Annotated in this window: 26 protein-coding genes; 4 read left to right on the plus strand and 22 right to left on the minus strand. The window is 35.7% G+C overall.

Annotated features, from left to right (window positions below):
• Window positions 1–40 precede the first annotated feature (40 nt).
• From BN1225_RS08020 to BN1225_RS08115, 20 genes are all read right to left on the minus strand, one after another.
• Window positions 41–1042: a SpoIVB peptidase S55 domain-containing protein gene (locus tag BN1225_RS08020; RefSeq protein WP_187117545.1), complete on the minus strand. Its 1002-nt coding sequence runs from the start codon at window positions 1040–1042 to the stop codon at window positions 41–43.
• A 60-nt stretch (window positions 1043–1102) separates the two neighbouring features.
• Window positions 1103–2767: a DNA repair protein RecN gene (gene recN / locus BN1225_RS08025; RefSeq protein WP_041139288.1), complete on the minus strand. Its 1665-nt coding sequence runs from the start codon at window positions 2765–2767 to the stop codon at window positions 1103–1105.
• A 10-nt stretch (window positions 2768–2777) separates the two neighbouring features.
• Complete coding sequence (locus BN1225_RS08030; protein ID WP_041139289.1) at window positions 2778–3578, minus strand: TlyA family RNA methyltransferase; 801 nt, start codon at window positions 3576–3578, stop codon at window positions 2778–2780.
• A complete protein-coding gene (gene dxs, locus BN1225_RS08035; RefSeq protein WP_041139290.1) occupies window positions 3578–5440 on the minus strand; it encodes a 1-deoxy-D-xylulose-5-phosphate synthase in 1863 nt (620 codons plus the stop codon). The genes BN1225_RS08030 and dxs overlap by 1 nt, the downstream gene beginning before the upstream one ends.
• The gene (locus BN1225_RS08040) at window positions 5440–6288 is read right to left on the minus strand and encodes a polyprenyl synthetase family protein (protein ID WP_041139291.1); all 849 of its coding nucleotides are present in this window, start codon (window positions 6286–6288) and stop codon (window positions 5440–5442) included. Before BN1225_RS08040 ends, dxs begins: the two co-directional genes overlap by 1 nt.
• A 4-nt stretch (window positions 6289–6292) precedes the next feature.
• Complete coding sequence (gene xseB / locus BN1225_RS08045; protein WP_041139292.1) at window positions 6293–6493, minus strand: exodeoxyribonuclease VII small subunit; 201 nt, start codon at window positions 6491–6493, stop codon at window positions 6293–6295.
• 4 nt (window positions 6494–6497) lie between these two features.
• Complete coding sequence (gene xseA, locus BN1225_RS08050) at window positions 6498–7817, minus strand: exodeoxyribonuclease VII large subunit (RefSeq protein WP_041139293.1); 1320 nt, start codon at window positions 7815–7817, stop codon at window positions 6498–6500.
• On the minus strand, window positions 7817–8221 hold the full coding sequence (gene nusB / locus BN1225_RS08055) for a transcription antitermination factor NusB (RefSeq protein ID WP_041139294.1): 405 nt from the start codon (window positions 8219–8221) through the stop codon (window positions 7817–7819). Before nusB ends, xseA begins: the two co-directional genes overlap by 1 nt.
• A 79-nt stretch (window positions 8222–8300) precedes the next feature.
• Window positions 8301–8618, minus strand: a complete 318-nt coding sequence (locus BN1225_RS08060) for an Asp23/Gls24 family envelope stress response protein (RefSeq protein WP_041139295.1) — start codon at window positions 8616–8618, stop codon at window positions 8301–8303.
• Window positions 8619–8682: 64 nt separating this feature from the next.
• Window positions 8683–9168, minus strand: coding sequence for a SpoIIIAH-like family protein (locus tag BN1225_RS14975; protein ID WP_041139296.1), 486 nt, complete (start codon window positions 9166–9168; stop codon window positions 8683–8685).
• 82 nt (window positions 9169–9250) lie between these two features.
• The gene (gene efp / locus BN1225_RS08070) at window positions 9251–9808 is read right to left on the minus strand and encodes an elongation factor P (RefSeq protein ID WP_041139297.1); all 558 of its coding nucleotides are present in this window, start codon (window positions 9806–9808) and stop codon (window positions 9251–9253) included.
• A 53-nt stretch (window positions 9809–9861) separates the two neighbouring features.
• Window positions 9862–10209: a hypothetical protein gene (locus BN1225_RS08075; RefSeq protein ID WP_041139298.1), complete on the minus strand. Its 348-nt coding sequence runs from the start codon at window positions 10207–10209 to the stop codon at window positions 9862–9864.
• Window positions 10210–10259: 50 nt separating this feature from the next.
• Window positions 10260–10769, minus strand: coding sequence for a GNAT family N-acetyltransferase (locus BN1225_RS08080; RefSeq protein WP_041139299.1), 510 nt, complete (start codon window positions 10767–10769; stop codon window positions 10260–10262).
• Window positions 10770–10835: 66 nt separating this feature from the next.
• Window positions 10836–11198 (minus strand): hypothetical protein, encoded by a 363-nt coding sequence (locus BN1225_RS08085; protein WP_041139300.1) that lies wholly within the window; start codon window positions 11196–11198, stop codon window positions 10836–10838.
• Window positions 11185–11541 carry a ComGF family competence protein gene (locus BN1225_RS08090; protein ID WP_242857702.1) on the minus strand — a complete coding sequence of 119 codons (357 nt, stop codon included), beginning with the start codon at window positions 11539–11541 and terminating at the stop codon, window positions 11185–11187. Before BN1225_RS08090 ends, BN1225_RS08085 begins: the two co-directional genes overlap by 14 nt.
• Before the next feature lie 20 nt (window positions 11542–11561).
• Entirely contained in the window at window positions 11562–11762 is a 201-nt protein-coding gene (locus BN1225_RS08095; RefSeq protein ID WP_041139302.1) for a hypothetical protein, read from the minus strand.
• Window positions 11763–11772: 10 nt separating this feature from the next.
• Window positions 11773–12078 carry a type II secretion system protein gene (locus BN1225_RS08100; RefSeq protein WP_041139303.1) on the minus strand — a complete coding sequence of 102 codons (306 nt, stop codon included), beginning with the start codon at window positions 12076–12078 and terminating at the stop codon, window positions 11773–11775.
• The gene (gene comGC / locus BN1225_RS08105) at window positions 12068–12367 is read right to left on the minus strand and encodes a competence type IV pilus major pilin ComGC (protein WP_082029314.1); all 300 of its coding nucleotides are present in this window, start codon (window positions 12365–12367) and stop codon (window positions 12068–12070) included. Before comGC ends, BN1225_RS08100 begins: the two co-directional genes overlap by 11 nt.
• A 12-nt stretch (window positions 12368–12379) precedes the next feature.
• Complete coding sequence (locus tag BN1225_RS08110) at window positions 12380–13402, minus strand: type II secretion system F family protein (RefSeq protein ID WP_041139305.1); 1023 nt, start codon at window positions 13400–13402, stop codon at window positions 12380–12382.
• Window positions 13353–14354, minus strand: coding sequence for an ATPase, T2SS/T4P/T4SS family (locus tag BN1225_RS08115; protein ID WP_041139306.1), 1002 nt, complete (start codon window positions 14352–14354; stop codon window positions 13353–13355). Before BN1225_RS08115 ends, BN1225_RS08110 begins: the two co-directional genes overlap by 50 nt.
• 144 nt (window positions 14355–14498) lie before the next feature.
• Between BN1225_RS08115 and BN1225_RS08120 the strand changes: the two genes are divergently transcribed.
• The 3 genes from BN1225_RS08120 to BN1225_RS08130 are packed head-to-tail and all read left to right on the plus strand — an operon-like array spanning window position 14499 to window position 18645.
• Window positions 14499–16217 (plus strand): ABC transporter ATP-binding protein, encoded by a 1719-nt coding sequence (locus tag BN1225_RS08120; RefSeq protein ID WP_041139307.1) that lies wholly within the window; start codon window positions 14499–14501, stop codon window positions 16215–16217.
• Window positions 16207–17994 (plus strand): ABC transporter ATP-binding protein, encoded by a 1788-nt coding sequence (locus tag BN1225_RS08125; RefSeq protein ID WP_041139308.1) that lies wholly within the window; start codon window positions 16207–16209, stop codon window positions 17992–17994. Before BN1225_RS08120 ends, BN1225_RS08125 begins: the two co-directional genes overlap by 11 nt.
• 9 nt (window positions 17995–18003) lie before the next feature.
• On the plus strand, window positions 18004–18645 hold the full coding sequence (locus BN1225_RS08130) for a YggS family pyridoxal phosphate-dependent enzyme (protein WP_041139309.1): 642 nt from the start codon (window positions 18004–18006) through the stop codon (window positions 18643–18645).
• Window positions 18646–18695: 50 nt separating this feature from the next.
• Here the strand turns inward: BN1225_RS08130 and BN1225_RS08135 are convergent, their stop codons facing one another.
• On the minus strand, window positions 18696–19100 hold the full coding sequence (locus BN1225_RS08135; RefSeq protein WP_041139310.1) for a hypothetical protein: 405 nt from the start codon (window positions 19098–19100) through the stop codon (window positions 18696–18698).
• Window positions 19101–19246: 146 nt separating this feature from the next.
• Between BN1225_RS08135 and BN1225_RS14770 the strand changes: the two genes are divergently transcribed.
• On the plus strand, window positions 19247–19408 hold the full coding sequence (locus tag BN1225_RS14770) for a hypothetical protein (RefSeq protein WP_156133051.1): 162 nt from the start codon (window positions 19247–19249) through the stop codon (window positions 19406–19408).
• A 265-nt stretch (window positions 19409–19673) separates the two neighbouring features.
• Here BN1225_RS14770 and BN1225_RS08140 read toward each other — a convergent pair whose 3' ends face one another.
• A complete protein-coding gene (locus tag BN1225_RS08140) occupies window positions 19674–20771 on the minus strand; it encodes a DUF871 domain-containing protein (RefSeq protein ID WP_041139311.1) in 1098 nt (365 codons plus the stop codon).
• Window positions 20772–20793 lie beyond the last annotated feature (22 nt).

Here is a 20793-nt window from a genome sequence, read left to right on the forward strand (position 1 = left end):
GTTGGAATAACAAATAATAAAGGGCATTTTCTGCCCTTTATTATTGCTTCATCTGATCGCTGATCTGAAGCATCCATTCGATGTAGACACCATATCCAACTTTTTGATCTTTCCCGTTTACATGAGATACTGCTCCGATAATCTTGCCGTTTTGTAAGATTGGAGAACCGCTCATTCCTTGAATAACCCCATTTGTTTTTTCTAAGAATGCCGGATCTGTGACTTTAAAGCAAATTCCTTTTTGGCCAGCTTCCGCCTGCGGTTTTAATTCAGTAATCTCGATTTCTACCTTCTGTACATTTTGACCGTCAATAACGGTTAATAAGTAGGCAGTCCCAAGTGTTGTTTCACTGATTGACGCTGTTTCCATCGTCTCACCGTCCATCGTCCCATAATAATAGCCATAGACCCCTATTTCGTTATTGTAGACCACTTCTCCTAGAACCTTATCGTCTTCCACTACTGCGATTTTCTCACCGGTTTTGGAAGTACTGTTTTTAACAACATCTTTTACATAAGATTCAAAGACGGTCCCTTTAGCAAACTGCAAATCAAAATCTTGATCACTTAAAGAATGCCCTAAAGATGCAAATGTGTGATTTTGAGGATCATAATAGGTCATTGTGCCAATTCCAATCGTAGAATCTTTCACATATAAACCTGTCTTAAATGTCCCAGTCGCTTGGTCGTAGTTTACATTCAATGTTCTTTGTAGCGATTCATTGTTTCGAGTGATCGTGAGGACTGTAGATTTGTTGCTTTCAATAGCAGTTTGAATTTCATTGGCTAATAATGAAATATTTTCGACTTTATTCCCATTAATATGGGTAATCAAATCTCCGGGATGGATATCGTTATTCACCGGATTGACTGTCTGAGAATCGATTGCATAATCATAGGTGCCTGTAACTAGGACACCGTCATATGCCAGTGCAATCCCAACAGAATCACCGCCACAGATGACCGTGGCAGCAAAAGCGGAAATGGTTGTCAAACAAAGCATAGAGAGTACAATTGCAAACTTTAACAACTTTTTAACCAAGCTCATCATCCTCTGTAGCAAAGCTACAATGTTATTATGGAATAAAAAAGCAGCTTCATGCTATAAAGCTGCAACTTGTGATAAAAGCGTTTGTGCTTGTTTTAATGCTTCTTCACTGATCATATCACCTGAAAGCATTTTTGCGATTTCTTCAACGCGTTCTTTAGGGTTTAGCACAGATACTTTAGTTTTGGTATCTTTATTTTCAATGTATTTTGAAACATACAAATGCCAATCGGCAAAGCTTGCCACTTGTGGTAAATGTGTAATGCAAAGTACTTGCTTATTTTTAGCGATTCGTTTCATTTTTTGCCCGATCGCGTAAGCGACTTTGCCGCTGACTCCGGTATCTACTTCATCAAAAATAATGGTAGAAATGGAGGTTTGATCTAATAATATCGTTTTTAAAGCCAGCATGATACGTGATAGCTCTCCGCCGGAAGCGACATCAGAAACAGGATGCATCGGCTGTCCTAAATTGGTTGTGATCATAAATTCGATCTTATCATGACCATGCTTTGACAATTCACCAATTTGCACCTGTACTTCAAAACGAGCATGCTCCATATACAGCAAATGAAGCTCCTGAGTTATTTTTTTAGAGATATCTTTTGCGGCTTTTTCTCTAATAGTATGTAGCTTATTCGCGAGTTGTATACATTTTTCTTTTTGTTCTAAAATAGATTTGTCTAATTCTAACAAGACTTGTTCGCGATTACTTAAAAATTGCATTTTGTCTTCTATCTCTTGCTTTTTTTCTAAGACCATTTCTACAGATGGTCCGTATTTTCTCTTTAATCGCTGAATCGTAAATAATAAATCCTGAACTTCGTTAAAACGATATTCGTCAAAGTCCAAAGCATAATAAACATCCATGATTTTTTCTGTTACGTCTTCACTCTTGTAATACAAATCATACAATTCGTTATACAATGCTTCAAACTCTTCAAGATCTGAAACCTCATCCAATGCTTTGATTCCTAAATAAAACTTCGATAATGCGCCTTCATCTTGCTGAATATATTGCCGGAAAACATTTATGCTTTTTTGTACCTTTTCAAAGTTCTGCAGCTGCTGCTTTTCTTTCTCCAGCTCTTCTACAGATTCGTTTTCAAAATCAAACTGATTAATTTCATCTAATTGACTTTGATAGAAGTCCATCTGTTCATAATTCTCTTCTTCGTTTTCTAAGCTTTTCTTTTTAGCTAACGTTTCTGAATATACTTGAAAACTTGTTTTATATTGTTCTAAAAGTGTTTCTAAACCGCTGCCGCAGTAATGATCTAAAATGTCAAGGTAATGCTTATTGTTCAGCAACTCTGTGTTATCAAACTGAGAATGAATGTCAATGGCTAAAGGCACGATCTGTTTCAGCAATGAAGCGGGTACGGTACGATAATTGATTTTACAGATACTTTTACCATTACTCAATAATTCCTTTGATACGTATAAATTATCATCTTCATTATCGATATTTGCTTCTTGCAATTTGCTTAACACAGCATCGTTATCGGAAATATCCAAAATCGCCTCAATAAAGGCTTTATCTTCTCCGTTTTTAATAAACGATGTATTGGCACGATCGCCTAACAATTGACCGATTGCATCAATGATAATCGATTTACCGGCACCGGTTTCTCCCGTTAAGACAGTCATTCCGTCGTTAAAGGTAATTCTGCTTTCAGCGATAATCGCAAAGTTTTTGATTAATAATTCCTGGATCATTTAAGTTCACCTACTTTCCAAAATAGTCTGCCGCTTGTGTCACCACTTCTTTAAAATCAAATTGTTCTGTTTGTTCTCCTTTTTCAAATAAAGCCAAAAATTCTACATTGCCCTGTCCACCGGTAATGGGTGAATAAGTAAGCCCGGTCATTCGGAACCCCTCTTCATTTGCATAGCCCAAAACTTTTTCTAAAACATCGAGATGAACCGCCGGATCTTTAATGATTCCTTTTTTACCCACTTGTTCTTTGCCTGCTTCAAATTGCGGTTTGATCAAGGCAACGACTTGTCCATCGTCTTTTATAATTTCGGAAAGTTTCGGAAAAATATGCTTTAATGAGATAAAGGAAACATCGATAGAACAAAAGTCCGGTCGTCCAAATTCAAATCGTTCCAATTCAACATAACGGAAATTTGTTTGCTCCATCACGACAACACGTGGATCATTGCGCAGCTGCCAAACCAGCTGATTCGTTCCTACGTCCAACGCATAAACCAGTTTAATTCCATTTTGTAATCCGCAATCGCTAAATCCTCCCGTAGAAGAACCGATATCCAACATGATTTTATCTTTTAAATCAAGATGATATACTTCAATCGCTTTTTCCAGCTTCAAACCGCCACGAGATACATATTTAAGTTTTTGACCTTTGACAAAGAGATTAGTCTCGATATCAATTTTGGTTCCCGGTTTATCGATTCGATCGTGATCATCATAAACAATTCCTGCCATCACAGCACGTTTAGCTTTTTCACGCGAATCAAAGAATCCTTTTTCTACTAACAATACATCTATTCGTTCTTTTTTCATTATAATACCTTCTTCAAATGGATATCTAAGTTTTTCATATCCAGATTCTCTAATTCAAGCAATTGGTCAATCTTTCCTTGCGGGGTATAGTGATCATCAATCGCCAAATGTACCGTATCTATTTTTAAATGATGATCAGTAAAATATTCATTCACATAAAGTCCTAAAGAAGCGTTCTTCATATCCGTTTCATAAATGATTAAATGTTCATATTTATCCGCAATTTTATTTAACATTACTTCATCCATCGGTTTTAAGAAACGCGCATTAATAACGTCTACATTATAATTATTCGCTTTAATATGGTGAATTACTCTTTGAACTTTATCATCATAAGTTAAAACCGCCACTTTGGCATCCTCTTGTAATAGAGGGGTTGTCCAAGTTCCGATTTCCATATAATGATTTACCAATACATCCTGATTTTTTATCATTTGTTTTGAAATACGGATAATATATGGACGATCAGATAAATGAAAAGCGGTATTGATAAATTCTTTTGCTTCTAATGCATTGCTTGGCGTAAAAATGACAAGATTAGGGACTGCCATTAAAAAGCCAATATCAAAAACACCATGATGTGTTTCACCGTCTTCGCCGACAAATCCGGCACGATCGACCGAAATCAGCAAAGGCAGTTTCATTCTGGCAGCATCGTGATTAATCTGATCATAAGCACGCTGTAAAAAAGAAGAATAAACAGAGATGAATGGCTTTTTACCTGCTTTTGCCAAACCACAGGCAAAAGTGACAGCATGCTGTTCAGCAATTCCCACATCAAAAGAACGTTTAGGGTAATCTCGGAAGATCTTCTCCATTTTTGAGCCGGAAATCATCGCCGGTGTAATCGCAACTATTTCCTGATCAAATGCCATCGCTTTATACACTTGTTCAGATACAACTTCTGACCAAGTCACTTCATTTTGCTTCGTTTTTTTCAAACTTTCGCCTGTCGCTATATCAAAAGGACTGATTCCATGCCATTTTCCTTCAACGTCATTTTCAGCAAAAGGATACCCTTTTCCTTTTTTGGTGAGCACATGAACCACGATGCTTCCTGAAGAATCTTTTGCTTTATTAAGTGCCCGAATCAAATCTTTGAAATCATGACCATCAATCGGACCTAAATAGTCAACGCCAAATTCTGTGAAAATCGTATCGTCGATCAGATTCTTTTTGATGGATTCCTTCACTGCAGAAGAAACTTTATATAATGGTTTTCCTAAAGGAATATGGGACAGCATCTCTTTATATTCCTGCTTCGCTTTATTATATGCCATGGAGGTGCGCAATTCAGAAAGAAAGTTATTCACTCCACCTACATTTTTTGAAATCGACATCTGATTATCGTTCAAAATGATAATCACTTTCGAATGTGTGGATCCTAGATGATTTAAAGCTTCCAACGAAGCGCCGCCAACCATGGCCGCATCACCGATGACAGGAATAATTTCGTATTGTTCTTCGTCTAAATCACGTGCCATTGCCATTCCGACAGCCGCAGATAAAGCAGTTGAGGAATGTCCTGCTTCCCAAGCATCATATTCACTCTCACAGCATTTTTGAAATCCGGATAATCCCCCTAGCTGTCTTAATGTATCAAAGCGATTGGCTCTGCCTGTCAAAATTTTATGTGTATAGCTCTGATGCCCGACATCAAAGAAAATCTTATCCTTTGGTGCATTAAAAACATAGTGCAAAGCTATCGTCAATTCAACAATCCCTAAATTGCTTGAAAGGTGTCCGCCTGTCTTAGCGACACTGTTAATAATAAAATGGCGGATATCACCGGCTAAACTTTCTAACTGCTCGGTATTTAAGTTCTTTAAGAAATGAGGATCTTTAATCTTTGAAACGTCCATTATTTCACCCTTTTCAAAATAGCCTGAACGACCTCGATCATGATGCCATGATTGATCTTTAATTTATAAATACATTCTAATGCCTTTTTAAAATAGTCTTTTACTAATTCTTGTGATGCTTCCAATCCTAACAAGGAAACATAAGTAGATTTATTATTTTCGATGTCACTGCCTACTTTTTTGCCAATGATTGCTTCATCACCCGTCACATCTAAAATATCGTCTTGAATCTGGTAAGCAAGTCCTATCGTTTCCCCTAATTCCACAAAAACATCTTTTTGTTGAGGCGCTGCGATTTGGGCGGCCATCAATAAAGGCGCTGTAATCAACTTTCCGGTCTTATGAGTATGAATATTGATTAACTCTTCCATTGTTGCTTGTTTGTTTTCAAAGTGAAGATCTTCCTGCTGCCCATAAATCATTCCATTTTGTCCGCTTGCTTCAGCTAAAATCCGGATACATTGTATCTTTTTATCATCTGTAATATTAGCTTGGCTTAAAATGCTGAAAGCTTGCGTTAATAATGCATCTCCCGCTAAAATGGCAGTAGCTTCATCAAATTGCTTATGACAAGTTTTACGGCCTCGGCGCAGATCATCATCATCCATTGCCGGCAGATCATCATGAATCAAAGAATAGGTGTGCACCATTTCAACACTGCAGGCAATATCTATATAAGCAGAATAATCCATACCATAAGCTTGCAGTACCTTTAAAAACAAAATAGGACGTAAACGTTTGCCCGGTGCTAATAAAGAATAGTACATCGCCTCTTTCACCGGACCATCTTTTAAAGCTTCTAAGGAATGAGCCAGATAAGTTTCAATTTGTGTCTTCATTTTTTCCATCGATCTATTCCTGACTTTCTTTACTACCGATAATTTCTACAACTTGTTTTTCAAAATGAGTCAATTTATCATTGCATAGTTTAGAAAGATCCATTCCCTCTTGAAATAATTTAATTGATTGTTCTAAAGGTTCTTCATTTTTCTCTAAAATTTTCACGATTTCATCTAATCGCTTCATCGCTTCTTCTAATGTAATTTCTGCCATAACTTTACTCCTTTACAGTGGCTTTAATAGTGCCATCACTTAAACGTATGGCAATTTCATCATGCGGTTTAACTTGTAAAACACTATCAACGACATGTCCATTCGTTTCAACAATGGCATAGCCTCTTTTTAAAATATTTAACGGACTCAGCAATTGCAGTTGCTCTAAAAGTTGTCCGAAGTGCTGCTTTTCTGTATTCATTTTCTGCACTAAAGCGTATTGCATCTGCTGAGTCTGCTGTTCAATCGTATAATATTGCTTTTGAATAAACTGCTGCGTCATCGGCACAATTTTTTGATCCAGCTGACTAAGCTGATAGCGATAATGCTTTAGAACGAGTGACATCTGCTGTTTTAAAAACAATGTATGCATACCTAATTTTTCCTGCTGCTTGGTAATCATTCTCTGCGGTTCTTTTAAACAAGGATGTTGACTCAGATGTACCAACTTTGTTTTCGTATTCTCTAACTGATGCATCATTAATGTTTGAAGATAATCCATAGTGGCATCATTTTGCATCAATAATTCATTTAAGTCAGGAACTGCTGCCGTTGCTGCCGCTGTTGGTGTTGCCGCACGCAAATCCGCTACATAGTCTGTCAAGGTCGTATCTACTTCATGACCTACCCCGCTGATGATAGGCGTTTGACAGTGATAGATAGTACGTACTAATTCCTCATTATTAAAGTTCCATAAATCTTCTAAAGACCCACCGCCACGGGCTAAAATAAGCACGTCAAGCCCTAATGAATCCGCCTGTTTTAAACAACGAATGATGTTTTGATAAGCACTTTCGCCTTGAACCAAAGTTGGAAAAAGTTTGACTTTTACTAATGGAAAGCGATTATGCAAAGTACGCAAAATATCTTCTAAAGCGGCACTTGGGTAAGCAGTAATAATTCCAATTTCCTGAGGATACAGGGGAATCCTTTTTTTATGAGTATCCTCAAATAATCCCTCATTATAAAGTTTCTTTTTTAACTGCTCAAATTGAATATAAAGATTTCCTATGCCATCCGGCTCTACATGATAAACATAGAGCTGAAAATTGCCAGCTGCCACATATACCGAAATACTGCCGACAATCAATACTTTCATTCCGTTTTCTAAACGAATCTTCAGTTTTTGAACATAACTTGAAAACATCACCGCGTTAATTCTTGATTTTTCATCTTTTAAAGTAAAATAATAATGCCCTGAACTATGTAATTTTAAATTGGAAATTTCTCCTTGCAGAAAAATCTTTTGCAGATGAACATCCTGATCTAATTTAGCTTTTAAATAATTATTTAAAGCACTGACTGTTAAATAACGCTGTTCCATTAAATCAATGAGTGCAGCACACCATTAATATACTTATATGATTCTTCATCACAATAAGTCTTCGCTATTAAAATAGCTTCATTAATGATGACTCCCTTCGCTAGATCGGAATCCAACATTTCAGATGTTGCTACAAGCAAGATAGCCTGTTCCATCTTACTTAAACGTTCCCATGTCCATCCCTTTTTCAAATGTTTTGAAATTTCATTGCGGTACTGATCTAAATTCAACAAGGTTGTATCAATCAAAGTCTTGCAAAAAGTATAAGTTGCTTCATCTTCCATGATTGTTTTATTTTCTGATATATATGCTTCAATCTCTTCTAAACTATGATCTACCAGCAAATATTGATAGATGGCAATCATTGCTGTTTCTCTAGCGATTTGACGACGTGTTTTAGCCATTCCTAAAATCCTCCAATATGTATTTATACAATTTAATATGATATCATAAGATAACAAAAAAAACCAGTTTTTAAACTGGTTAAAATTCAATCCCGATCACGTTAACGTTAATTGCTTTTGGTGAGACATTACTCATATCAACGATGGCACGTGTCACCCGTTCCTGAATCTCCTTTGAAGCCTTGCTCGCCAGAATTCCATATGATATTTTAGTGTTGATCGTCATTGTTAAATCAGCACCGTCAAGTTCACTTAAAATACCATTTTTGCCGCTTACATGGACACCTTCGATTTCATCAATTGATTTTTCTGCAATAAGGTTAAATACCGGTAAACCGATACAGATTTTACCTAATTTTTCATTTGCTGGATTGCTGTAATATATACTTTGAGCCATATCGATCATTCTCCTTTACTACTTAACTCTATTGTATAAAAAACCAAGTTAAATTACAAGGAATCTAAGCAATAAATTTTACTTCCACTAAATAACTATTGTTTGTTGAAGCATAAATAGCATTAATAATTTTAGCGACTTCGCCTGCTTCACCCTTTTCTTTTTTTATCGTGACTTTGATCACCTTGTTGCTGATTTCCACAAAGGCATCATTATATCCCATATCTTTTACTTGTTTAGAAAGTGTTTTCTCTAATTCTTTGTTTACATTGACCATATCAATATTTTCTAACGCTTCACTCACTTGGTCGATATTGCTATCTGTTGATGCGATAATAGCGTTATATCCCGCTACTTCAGAGTTATGACGTTCATCCAAGTCAGACTTCATCGAATCAAAATCCGCTTCTTTGTTTTCCGGTTCTTGTTCCTGTTCTACCGGTTCACTGACAGGTAATGTATTTTCAATTGGCGGAAGCAAGATATAATACACAGATAACATCAATATAAGACTGAATAGGGATAAAAAAGTTAACGCTTGCTTGTTCATAATATTCTCCTTTCTATGTATGACAATACAATATATGTAGAAAGTTTGAGAATATGAAAAAAGAACTTCAAAAATGAAGTTCTTATGCTCTGCCTTGGTATTTTCCGTCTACTGTACTTACGATAACCATTTCACCTTCACTGATGAATAAAGGGACTTTGATTTGGAAACCAGTTTCGATTGTAGCATTTTTAGTTGCTCCAGTCGCAGTATCTCCTTTGACAGCCGGTTCAGTTTCTGTAATTTTGAAAGGTACATTGATAGGTAACGATAACCCTAATACTTCTCCTTCAAAGCTTGTCACTTCCACTTCGTCACTTGGTTTTAAGAAATTGATTTCCCATTCCAAGTTTGCTGCAGGAATTTCAATTTGTTCATAAGTTGCATTATCCATGAACACTAATTCAGATCCTGTGTCATATAAGTATTGCATTTTATTTTTATCGATATGCGCTTTCGCAACTTTTTCATTACCACCAAACGTCGTTTCAGTGGTTGAACCCGTACGCATATTTTTCATTTTTACTCTAACGTTTGCCGCAGAACGAGCTGTTTTATTATGGCTTGCTTCCAGTACAACAAATAAATTTCCTTCATATTGGAAAGTCATACCAGGTCTTAAATCACCGACATTAATCATTTTATACTCTCTCCTTTACTAAATAATTTAAGGTTTCCCTCAACATTGATTGATTATATCAAATTTTTTTGATTTAGTGAAGATAATATGATAAAAGAATATAAAAAATTTGTTAAAAGAAAGGTAAATGCCGAAAAAGCGTCTAAAATAAAGAAACCGCTCAGCCATTGTACAAATAAGATCAAAATCGCCATTAGAATACTTAATAAATAACGATTCCATTTCATCATCTTTAAAAACGATGTAAATAGATAACTAAGGATCAAGCCAACGACAATAAAAATAAGAAACTGCATCCATTGCAGATCATATGCAAACTGAATAGGTAAAAAGAAATAATCTATTGCAAAAAACAACAGCCAAATAAGATAACTATAAATTGAAAGATAAAACAGATACATTATATCACCCAATTTTATTATGACCATATTTATTAGTTTAAAGCATTAAATTATTTTTGTATCATAAAAAGATAATGCAGCTGTTTACCACTATAGTATTGTGTCATAAACTCTTTTTCTTTATGCATTCCAATCGCTTTTGCAACTTTCATTGATGAAACATTATCTGCTCTTATAATGGAATACACTTTAGTCGCATTCAGCCGATCAAATGCATAACGTTTACAGCCCTCTGCCGCTTCCTTGGCATAGCCGTAATGCATGAAACGTTTTTTTAGTAAATACCCGATTTCCAATACTTCTTCCTCAGCACATTGTTGAAAGGTCAGCCCCGCTTGTCCGATCATTTCATCCGTTTCTTTTAAGATCATTGCCCATAACCCAAAACCATCTTTATGATATCGGGCAAGCTGACGTTCCAGCCATATCTGTACATCGGTATCACTAAACTCATGGTCATAGGTATACATTACTCTTGGATCCTGCAATATTTCAGAAAGATCATTTTTGTCATCAAAAGTCATTTCTCTTAAATATAAACGTTCTGTTTCTAAAATCATTATTCTTCCCTCACTTATTCTACTATTATAGCAGATTTCCATTATTCTTTATTGTATTTTTTTAAATTATGGGGTGTATTCATTACTTATCATCCTTTGATTTTCAAAATCGTACTCCAATCGCCACCCATAACATGAGTCGAAGCAGATTCTGCTATCTAAATTAGAGTGGTTATCTGTAGCGGAAATTGTATAAGTAATCTGCGTACTTGTGCTTTCAATAACGCTACTTTCGTTTGTATGAAGATGTGCCATAAAATACGAATAAAGAATTAGTTCGGCTGCTTTTTGCTTTTCTAACAATAAACTTTGCTGAAGGATTTTAAGATTTTGCTGATAGTAGTGTGCAAAAGAAAAAGCGATACTGCTTAAAACCAGCAACAGTATTAAAACATTCTTTAATACAAAACCATGTTCATTTACTCTCATGATATACCCCGATGATTCTTCGATCTGTTGTTTCTCCCTGATGCAGTGTCAAAAAAATATAATCACTAATTTCAAAATAAAGCTGATCGATATCATACAAATAGATTTCATACCCATCCTTTTTGACTAATCGATTTTGATCTTGCAGAAGCGTAAACCATTGCCCAGCTTTATAATATCGAAGCTGTTCATGATTGGTCGAAATATCCGTTGCCATCATCAATTCACTTTGCAGTTGTTTAAACATGATTTCTTTATCTGTTGCGAGCGTTTCAAACGGCTTTAGTTGATGCAATAAGGACATCCCGGTAAAACAAAGTGTCAAAACAATACTTGCAATCATCAATGAAAACAGTGTCTCGATTAAGGTAAAACCTGAGTGATTGCCCACTGTACATCATCGACTGGTAAAAAAAGCTGTTCCAGTTCACGTTCTATATGTTCTATTTTTTCTTGATAACTATGCATTGATGTATTTGTTCCTTTTTTTATCACCACAATACCTTGGATGAGACCGATTGCAACTATGGAAAAAAGAGAAAAAGCAAATAATGTTTCGATCATCGTGAATCCCCTATTCAAAATAAAACCGTCCGCTGCCTAACTGAAAGATACATTTATGTCCATCTAACGTGATTGTTGCCGCGTGGTGAATATTGCCAAACGCATTAAAGGTAACACCGGTGGTTTCTAATTCCGTTCTTGTTTTAGAAATCATGGCTTTTAGCTGTGTGTGATAAATTTTCTGACGCCATTGTTCCTGGTCGTCGATGAAATTTTCAACATCGTGCAGGTTAGGCAGGGCAAGGAAAAGCATCAGCATGATGATCCCTAAACTAAACAAAGATTCAATCATTGTAAATCCTGATTTAGCTGGCATACGCTTGTCCATCGCTTAAATAAATGCTTTTTCCATTTGGGCAGGTACGCTGATTTTCATTCAAATAAGTTCCGCTTCCATCAATTAATGCATCGATCGATCCGGGAAATTCTCCCGTATTTAATTCATAAAGTAGTGCTTGGGAGTTGACTACTTCCAAAAGAGCCTCACATCCCTTATCTTTGACTATCTTGTTTTTGCTTGTTACATTAGGAATAACGACAAGCAAGACAATCATCATAACGGCAATCACAAACAAAGATTCAATAAGTGTAAAACCTTTTTTCATTTTAATTCCCCCTTATATTTTATCCAGCATATTCATCATCGGCAAAATCATCCCACTGTAGATTCCTACTATATAAATTCCTATAAATCCATATAATACCGGCAGTACGGATTGAATAATCTTGTGAATCGTGCTTTTCAATAGCAACAAACTGGTTTTATAATATTGATCAAATAATGTAAATGGAGCGGGATGCGATAGAGACAGTTTAAAAACTAACTTAAAATGAGTATCAAAATATGGCAGCGATTCTATAATTTCGATGAGTTCAGTTCCTGTTTTTACTTTTTCAGTGAGTTCAAATGCTATCATTTGAAGATGGGAATCCCTTATCTTTTGAGAAATCATATCAAGAATGGTATGCAGATCATAACCAAGGTATAAAAACTCTTTATAATAGAGACAAAATTTAATAGAAAAATATTTTTTCAGTACACCACCAAATAACCAGAAATGAAACCACTTTTCCAATTCTTTGAAGTTCTGACCGTTAAGTTCTTTAATAAAGCCTATCACGATTCCCCCAGCAATAATGAAAAACAAACATAAAAGAAAAGGAAAAGCAAAAAGGAGCTGCATTAAGCATTGCTGCAGGAAATTAAAATGGATATCAAATGAAGAAAAAAACTGCTTAAACTGAGGCTGCAGATAAAAGACCGCAATAAACGAAAAACCGATAACTCCACCCAATAAAAAAGCCGGATAAGTAAATGCTTTGATGATTTCATGCTTTAACTCCTCTTTTTGTCTGCATAGGTCGAGGGCTTTTATAAGTGCCTGATCTAAAGAATCACGATATAAATAAAAGATGAAAAATTCTTTAAAAAGATTATCGTGATATAAAAGATCCCCCATCTCTTCAATAGCTTTTCCTTGTTTTAATTCATCCAGCAGTTTTAAAAGTGATGGTTCTTTGAATAGCTGATAACACATCATCAAGGCGTCATGCATGGGATATTGTTGTTTAATAAACAAGGATAATGTTTCAATCATCAAATAGTGCTGACCTAAATTCGCTGTTTTCATAATCTTCAATGCTTGTCTCTCCTATCTGAATCGATTCTTTAATACGTTCCGTAAAATCCTTATACAGGATTGTCTTTTTGGATAACACCTGTTGAACAACAGACGAATCCATCCATTCATAGATAGAAAATGATGTCTGCTGGGAATAGATAAGCCGTTGAGATAAAACATAGTGAAGGGTATCTCTTAAATCTAAATCGCTGACTCCTAAATTCTTTAGACGATGAATAGCTCCCAAGCAGTTTTTTGAATGGAGTGTGGATAATACTAAACAGCCTGTTAAAGCACAACGAATTGCCAATGCTGCAGATGATTCATCGCGAATTTCACCAATCATCACCACATCTGGATCATGACGTAAAATTTGTTTAAGAGAATTTTCAAAATTGATTCCGGTATCTAAATTCATCTGTATTTGAACAAATGCAGGTTCAACAATTTCAATCGGATCTTCCATAGTAATGATATGTACCATCCCCTTTTCAAAAATACGATGAAGCAAGGCGTGCAAAGTCGTTGATTTCCCTTCTCCGGTAGGACCGCACACTATCACTAAACCACTTTTTAATGTAGTAATGTGTTCTAGTGTACAAAGCGCTTTGGTATGTAAAGTCAGTTCTTTTATATCGAGCAATCGTCCATGATGTAAAATTCGAATAACGATATTTTCACTATACATGGTAGGAATACTGCTGACTCGAAACGAATAGTTTTTTTGATTCAGCTCATATTCAAACTGCCCGGTATGTGGGGTTAAGCGATAATTCAAATCAATGTTTCCTAAAAACTTAATGTAATTGATCAACTTTTTCCCCTTAGGCTCCTCATATTCACTAAAAGGACGCAGTTTTCCTTGCTGTCTAAACTGAACAAGCGTTTTATTTTTCATCCTATTAAGATGAATATCCGTTACATTCTTTTTCAATGCCGACAGTAAAATCTTTTCTAACAGTTCTTCCATTTTCCTCCTCCCCTACACTTTATTATTCAAACGATTACGGTGTTTTCCTCACCTTTTCATAATGTATGGTACCTTAACAAAAAGATTGAATAATCATAAACGGACTGCTATACTAAAAATGAAATACGTAAGGGAGGGGTTAATATGAGGACAATGACAAATTATATTCGTCCCTATCTTTTAAGGATGGGATACGGTTTTGTCATCAAATTTTTTGGAACGATTATGGATTTGCTTTTGCCATGGATCTTGGCATATGTGATCGATGATGTCATTCCATTAAAAAATATACAAATGATCTTTGTTTGGGGAGCAATTATGATCGTTTGTTCTATCTTAGCTTTATGGGCGAATATCTTTGCTAACCGCAAGGCATCGGGGGTAGCACGTGACTTTACTCGCGATGTTCGTCATGATTTATATGTAAAAGTAACAGATCTTTCCAGCAAGCAGTTGGATCAATTAACAATTCCGTCGCTTGTATCACGTTTAACGACAGATACCTACAACATGCATCAAATGGTCGGCATGATTCAGCGTTTAGGTGTTCGTGCCCCTATTTTGATTTTAGGCGGGGTAGTCATCACCATGACATTAGAACCGGTTTTATGCATGATCCTTGTGGCAACACTGCCGTTTATTGGCTTGACTGTTTATTTAGTATCGAGAAAAGGGGTGCCAATGTTTTCATCTTTACAACGTTATATTGATCAGTTAGTAAAAGTTGTCCGTGAAAATGTAACCGGAATCCGTGTAATCAAGGCATTATCTAAAATCGACTATGAAAAGAAACGTTTTGAAAAAACAAATCAGACAGTCGTCGACCAAGAAACAAAAGCAAATTACACGATGGCGCTAATTAATCCGATCATGAATATTCTTTTAAACGTGGGATTAGTTTTTATTATTATCGTCGGTGCCCAAAGGGTGAATGCAGGCATCAGCGAGCCTGGTAAAATTGTAGCGTTTTTAAGTTATTTTACTATTATTTTGACAGCGATGATGAATGTTACCCGTTTATTTATCATCTATTCTAAAGCAAGTGCTTCAGCTGATCGTATCGAAGAAGTCTTGCTGAAGACAAAAGATCTTCAAGTAAAAGAACTGCCTGTTTTAACCAGTGACTACTTTATAGAATTCAACCATGTTAATTTTTCTTTCAATCAAAAAGAACTCGTTTTAGAAGATATTGATTTTCATTTGAAGAAAAATCAAAGTTTGGGAATTATCGGTGCCACCGGAGCTGGAAAATCAACTATTATACAATTATTAATGCGTTTTTATGATGTGAGTTCCGGCAGTATTCTAATTAATGGCAAAAATATTCAATCCATCGATGAAAAGACATTGAGAGAAATGTTTGGCGTCACTTTTCAAAATGATACCATATTTAGTGATAGTGTCTCAGAAAACATTCGTTTCGGTCGTGCTTTAAATGATGAACAGATCAGCCTTGCCGCTCAAAACGGAATGGCATCTGAATTTATTGAAAATTTAAGTGAGCAGTATGACACACATCTTGAAGCAAAAGGTGCTAATCTAAGCGGTGGACAAAAGCAAAGGATTCTCATCAGCCGTGCTTTAGCCGGACATCCAAAAATTCTGATCTTAGACGATGCTTCCAGTGCCCTTGACTACAAAACCGATGCGCTTCTTCGTCAAGCGATTGTGAAAAATTATCCTGAAACCACCTTGATCATGATTGCTCAAAGAGTAAGTTCAATCATGCAGTTGGATCATATCCTCGTTTTGGAAGAAGGAAAAATCTTAGCTCAGGGAAATCATGCGTCCTTAATGCAGCATTGTGATATTTATCGTGAATTAGCTGTTTCACAAATGGGAGGTCAGATCTATGAAGTTTAATGCTCCTAAATCCGCAAATCAAAAAACATTGCAAAAACCTAAAAACACAAAATATGTTTTGAAGCGATTAAGTCAATATTTGTTGCATTTTAAATGGATGATTCTGCTTGCTATCGTTTTAGCCGTTATCAGTAATGTCCTTGCTTTATTAGGACCGATGCTGTCAGGAAAGGCTGTCGATGCCATTGAGCTTGGCAAAGGAATGGTCGATTTCAAAACTGTTTTCTATTATTGTTTTATCATGGTCATCTTCTATGTCCTTTCTTCTGTTTTTTCTTATATACTCTCCATTTTAATGGTAAAGATATCTCAAAAAGTAGTCTATCAGATGCGACGAGATGTTTTTAATCAGTTAATGCGTTTGCCGATTGGCTACTTTGATACCCATGCCACAGGAGATATTATTTCTAAAATATCGTACGATATTGATACGATCAATACGTCTTTATCGAATGATTTAATCCAAATTGTTGCCAGTTTAATTACTGTCATTGGATCATTAGGGATGATGATTGCAATCTCCCCTACTTTACTTTTAGTATTCTGTTTTACAGTTCCGCTTTCTATTGTGCTCACTAAATATATGACCGGTAAAACCAGACCCATGTTTTCCAAACGTTCTAGGGCACTGGGAGAATTGAATGGCTTTGTTGAGGAAATGGTTTCCGGACAAAAAACCATCACTGCCTATCATCAGGAACAAAATATGATTGAACGCTTTGATAAGCAAAATGAAAATGCTGTCACCGCATATTATCGTGCTGAATATTACGGCAGTATGGTAGGGCCAACCGTTAACTTTGTCAACAATCTTTCTTTATCTTTGATCAGTGTATTTGGAGCTATCTTGTTTTTAATGCAGCATTTATCCTTAGGCGATATCACTTCTTTTGTATTATATTCCAGAAAATTCTCCGGACCGATAAATGAAGCTGCCAATATTGTAGCTGAACTGCAATCTGCTTTAGCTGCCGGAGAACGTGTATTCAAACTTATTGATGAAGCACCAGAGTTGGAAGATTGCCAAGATGCAGTTGTACTGGAAAACGTAAAAGGAGCCGTTGCATTTCATCAAGTCGATTTTGGTTATACACCAGATCGTCCGATTTTAAAAAAGGTAAGTTTTGAGGCTGAGCCGGGACAAACGATCGCTATCGTAGGCCCTACCGGAGCAGGTAAAACCACCATTATTAATTTATTGATGCGTTTCTATGACCCACTTGGCGGAGAAATTTTGATTGACGGACAAAATATTCAGTCTTTGACCCGAGAAAGTCTGCGTAAAAACTTTTCGATGGTATTACAGGATACTTGGTTATTTGAAGGCAGTATCTTTGAAAACATTGCATATGGAAAAGATAATGCCACTTTAGAAGAAGTTATGAAAGTCGCTAAAGCGGCCCATATTCATACATTTATTACTCAATTGCCTAATGGATATGATACAATCTTATCCAATGATGGGGTAAATATATCAAAGGGGCAAAAACAGTTGCTCACAATCGCACGAGCGATGCTTTTGGACAGTAAAATTTTAATCTTGGATGAAGCAACGTCCAATGTGGATACACGCACTGAACGTCAGATTCAAGCCGCAATGCTTTCTTTGATGGAAGGAAAAACAAGTTTTGTGATCGCCCATCGACTATCTACGATTCAAAATGCAGATTTAATTTTAGTTGTTCAAGATGGAAATATCATTGAACAAGGAACACATGATGAATTAATGGCACTAAATCAATTCTATGCTTCATTATATCAGGCTCAATATTCATAGGAGGATTATATGACAGTTAATACTGACGCAATTAAACAGATTTCATCTCAGCTAGATCAACAAACATTCGTTGCTGCCACTAAATATGCAGATATTTTGGACTTGCGTGAATTATATGCCACAAATGTCCATTGTTTTGGCGAAAACAAGGTGCAAGACTTTTTAAGGAAACAGGAAGCTTTGCAAGATTTACCTATTCATTGGCATTTTATCGGCACTTTACAGCCAAATAAAGTAAAATACATTATTGATAAAGTGGAACTCATTCATTCTGTAGATACGATTCGCTTATTAGATGAAATAAACAAACAGGCAGGAAAGTTCAATAAGACCATGGATATTCTCTTACAGGTCAACATTTCGCAAGAAGAGACAAAGCATGGCTTTAACACTTATGAGATGGAAGACGTTATGTCCTACATTAAAACTAAGCTTCCTTATGTCCATCCTATCGGGTTAATGACGATGGCACCCCATTTAGCCCCTGAAACAACACGCCCTGTTTTTCGCTCATTAAAAAAACTTCAGGAAACTCTTCACAAAAACTTTCCAGAGATAACCGAATTATCGATGGGAATGTCTAATGATTATCCGATTGCCTTAGAAGAAGGCAGCACAATCATTCGTATCGGCAGTCTTCTGTTCAAATAAAAACGACTTGGTTTCATTGCCAAGTCGTTTTTGATTCGATAAATATAAGGTCAGCCATTTACCGGAATGTGTATATGACGTCTAATTCTATTTTGAAGTTCCGGGTACTCTTGTTTATAATAATGTCTGGTGATTTTAGCAATCTGAATCGTTTTACCATTTTTCAAATGAAGCAAGATTGCTTTCCCAGCACTGCTAAAGAACAAATCTCCAACCACTTCTTCACAAGATTCAATATCCTCATAAGGAATTACTTTTTTTCGCAGATCTCCAACAACCAAATAATGATCCGTTAAACGCACATTCATCAGCTGATACGTGCTGTTTTTTAGTTCTTCTTGCAGATTAGGATATGATCGCTGAATACGACGTTCATTAACGATACAGAGCACTACAGTTAACACAATGCCAATAAGCAAAATCCACTGCCAATAACCCACTACATAGTTTATCATAATGACCCCTCCTATTTTTAAAGACCTTTATTTATCTTTCTATAATTATTATAACACAATATAAAAATATTTTAAATAATATTAATAATAATATTGCAATATTTTAGAATATAATTTTGATAAAAAGGTCAAGGAGGAAACAATCAATGAAAGAAATAATATATCTGAGAGAATCCGCCTTCATCAACAGCAATAATAAACAAAATATCGGTTTAGGATTTTTTACTCAGCATAAAGAACCAGTTTACCTAGTTATTATATTGACTTTCAAACGGAGGATATTTATCTGCGGTCTAACCCAAAACTAAATCCAACCTCACATTTCATGAAGTTAACTACTATGATTTTGATAAAACAGCGTTTTTCTTGTGCAGTTATTTAAAAAGTGCTAGTCCCCTGCCCTTGCCTAATTTCTATTATTAGCTTATAAAAAATGATTAACAGCTCATTTAAAGGTTATTAAAATAATAATTAAAAATGAGGCTCATCTAATTATAATAAAAAGCAGATTCACTTTAAAAACTTCCTAGTCTTTTGAAGTGTTCCTGCTTTTATCATTTACAGCGGTAATCTCTATTCTTTTACTTCTTTAAATTTGAATTTAACTCTTGGCAAAACAAACTGCATCATGCACATTTCATATTCCGGAATATGTCCCACGATATTTTTTCTTTCATCTGCTGGCATATCTTGTAAGATGATGTGTAATTCTCCTTTATAATGTCCATACAAATCATTTAATATAACAACATCGCCACGTTTTAAATCCGTTGTGTTATGATGAGGTTTGATGGACTCATCTTTATAAACAACACGCGGCATCGTCGAACGTGCCATGTATTCCGACATATCTCCTCTGACATTGTTAGGATAATCAAAAATAATTGTTTTTTCAGTTTCACATAACCCTTCGTTCAATACAATCCCTAAAGTTAATTTCTTTTGATCGATTTCACTTAATGATCTTAACTCTTCTTCTGTTGCATAAGCATTGGCAATAATCACATCATCAATGTATCCAGTTGCAAATAAATGTCTTGCCTGAGCATCAATCGGTAAATCACGATGTGCTTCTAATGTACATAAACCTTCATAAACATCCCAAGGTCCATATGTGTTTTCTGCTTGGCTAGAAACAAAAGCCGCCACTTTAATTCCGTATTTTTTCATTTTCATGCTTGATTCTCTTAAACGTGCTTCTCCCACTCCCGTATATCTTTGTGGATAGAAATTATGACAAGAGATCAATTTAGAAACATCTGGCAAGTTTGCCATAATCTGATCAATATAGTAAGTCGTATCTCCGGCATTCAGTTCAATTTTCAGCCCTTCCGGATTATACGTCATACGTGCTTCCACCGCTCCGTTAAACCCTTCATCTAAACGGAATCCGGCAGCACCGATTTCTTTAAAGAAAGATAAATCATCATAAGTAATTCCTAGTTTATCAAATACGCTAGGGGCAACATCGACGATCACTTCCATTCCCAAATCGTTTGCATGTCCAATCAATTCTTTAAATTCGTTTTTCACTTCTTCTTTTGGCTTATCGACAGACAGCAAGCAAGTAAAAACACGTTTAAACCCGTATTTTGCTGCTAAGTCTAAATACGCCTTATCCTTTTCCAAAGTAGAATGTTCAGGATAAATTGAAATTCCTAATAGTCCCATAATATATATACCTCCGCTCTCA

Source organism: Beduini massiliensis, from assembly GCF_000829905.1.
GTDB lineage: Bacteria > Bacillota_I > Bacilli_A > Erysipelotrichales > Coprobacillaceae > Beduini > Beduini massiliensis.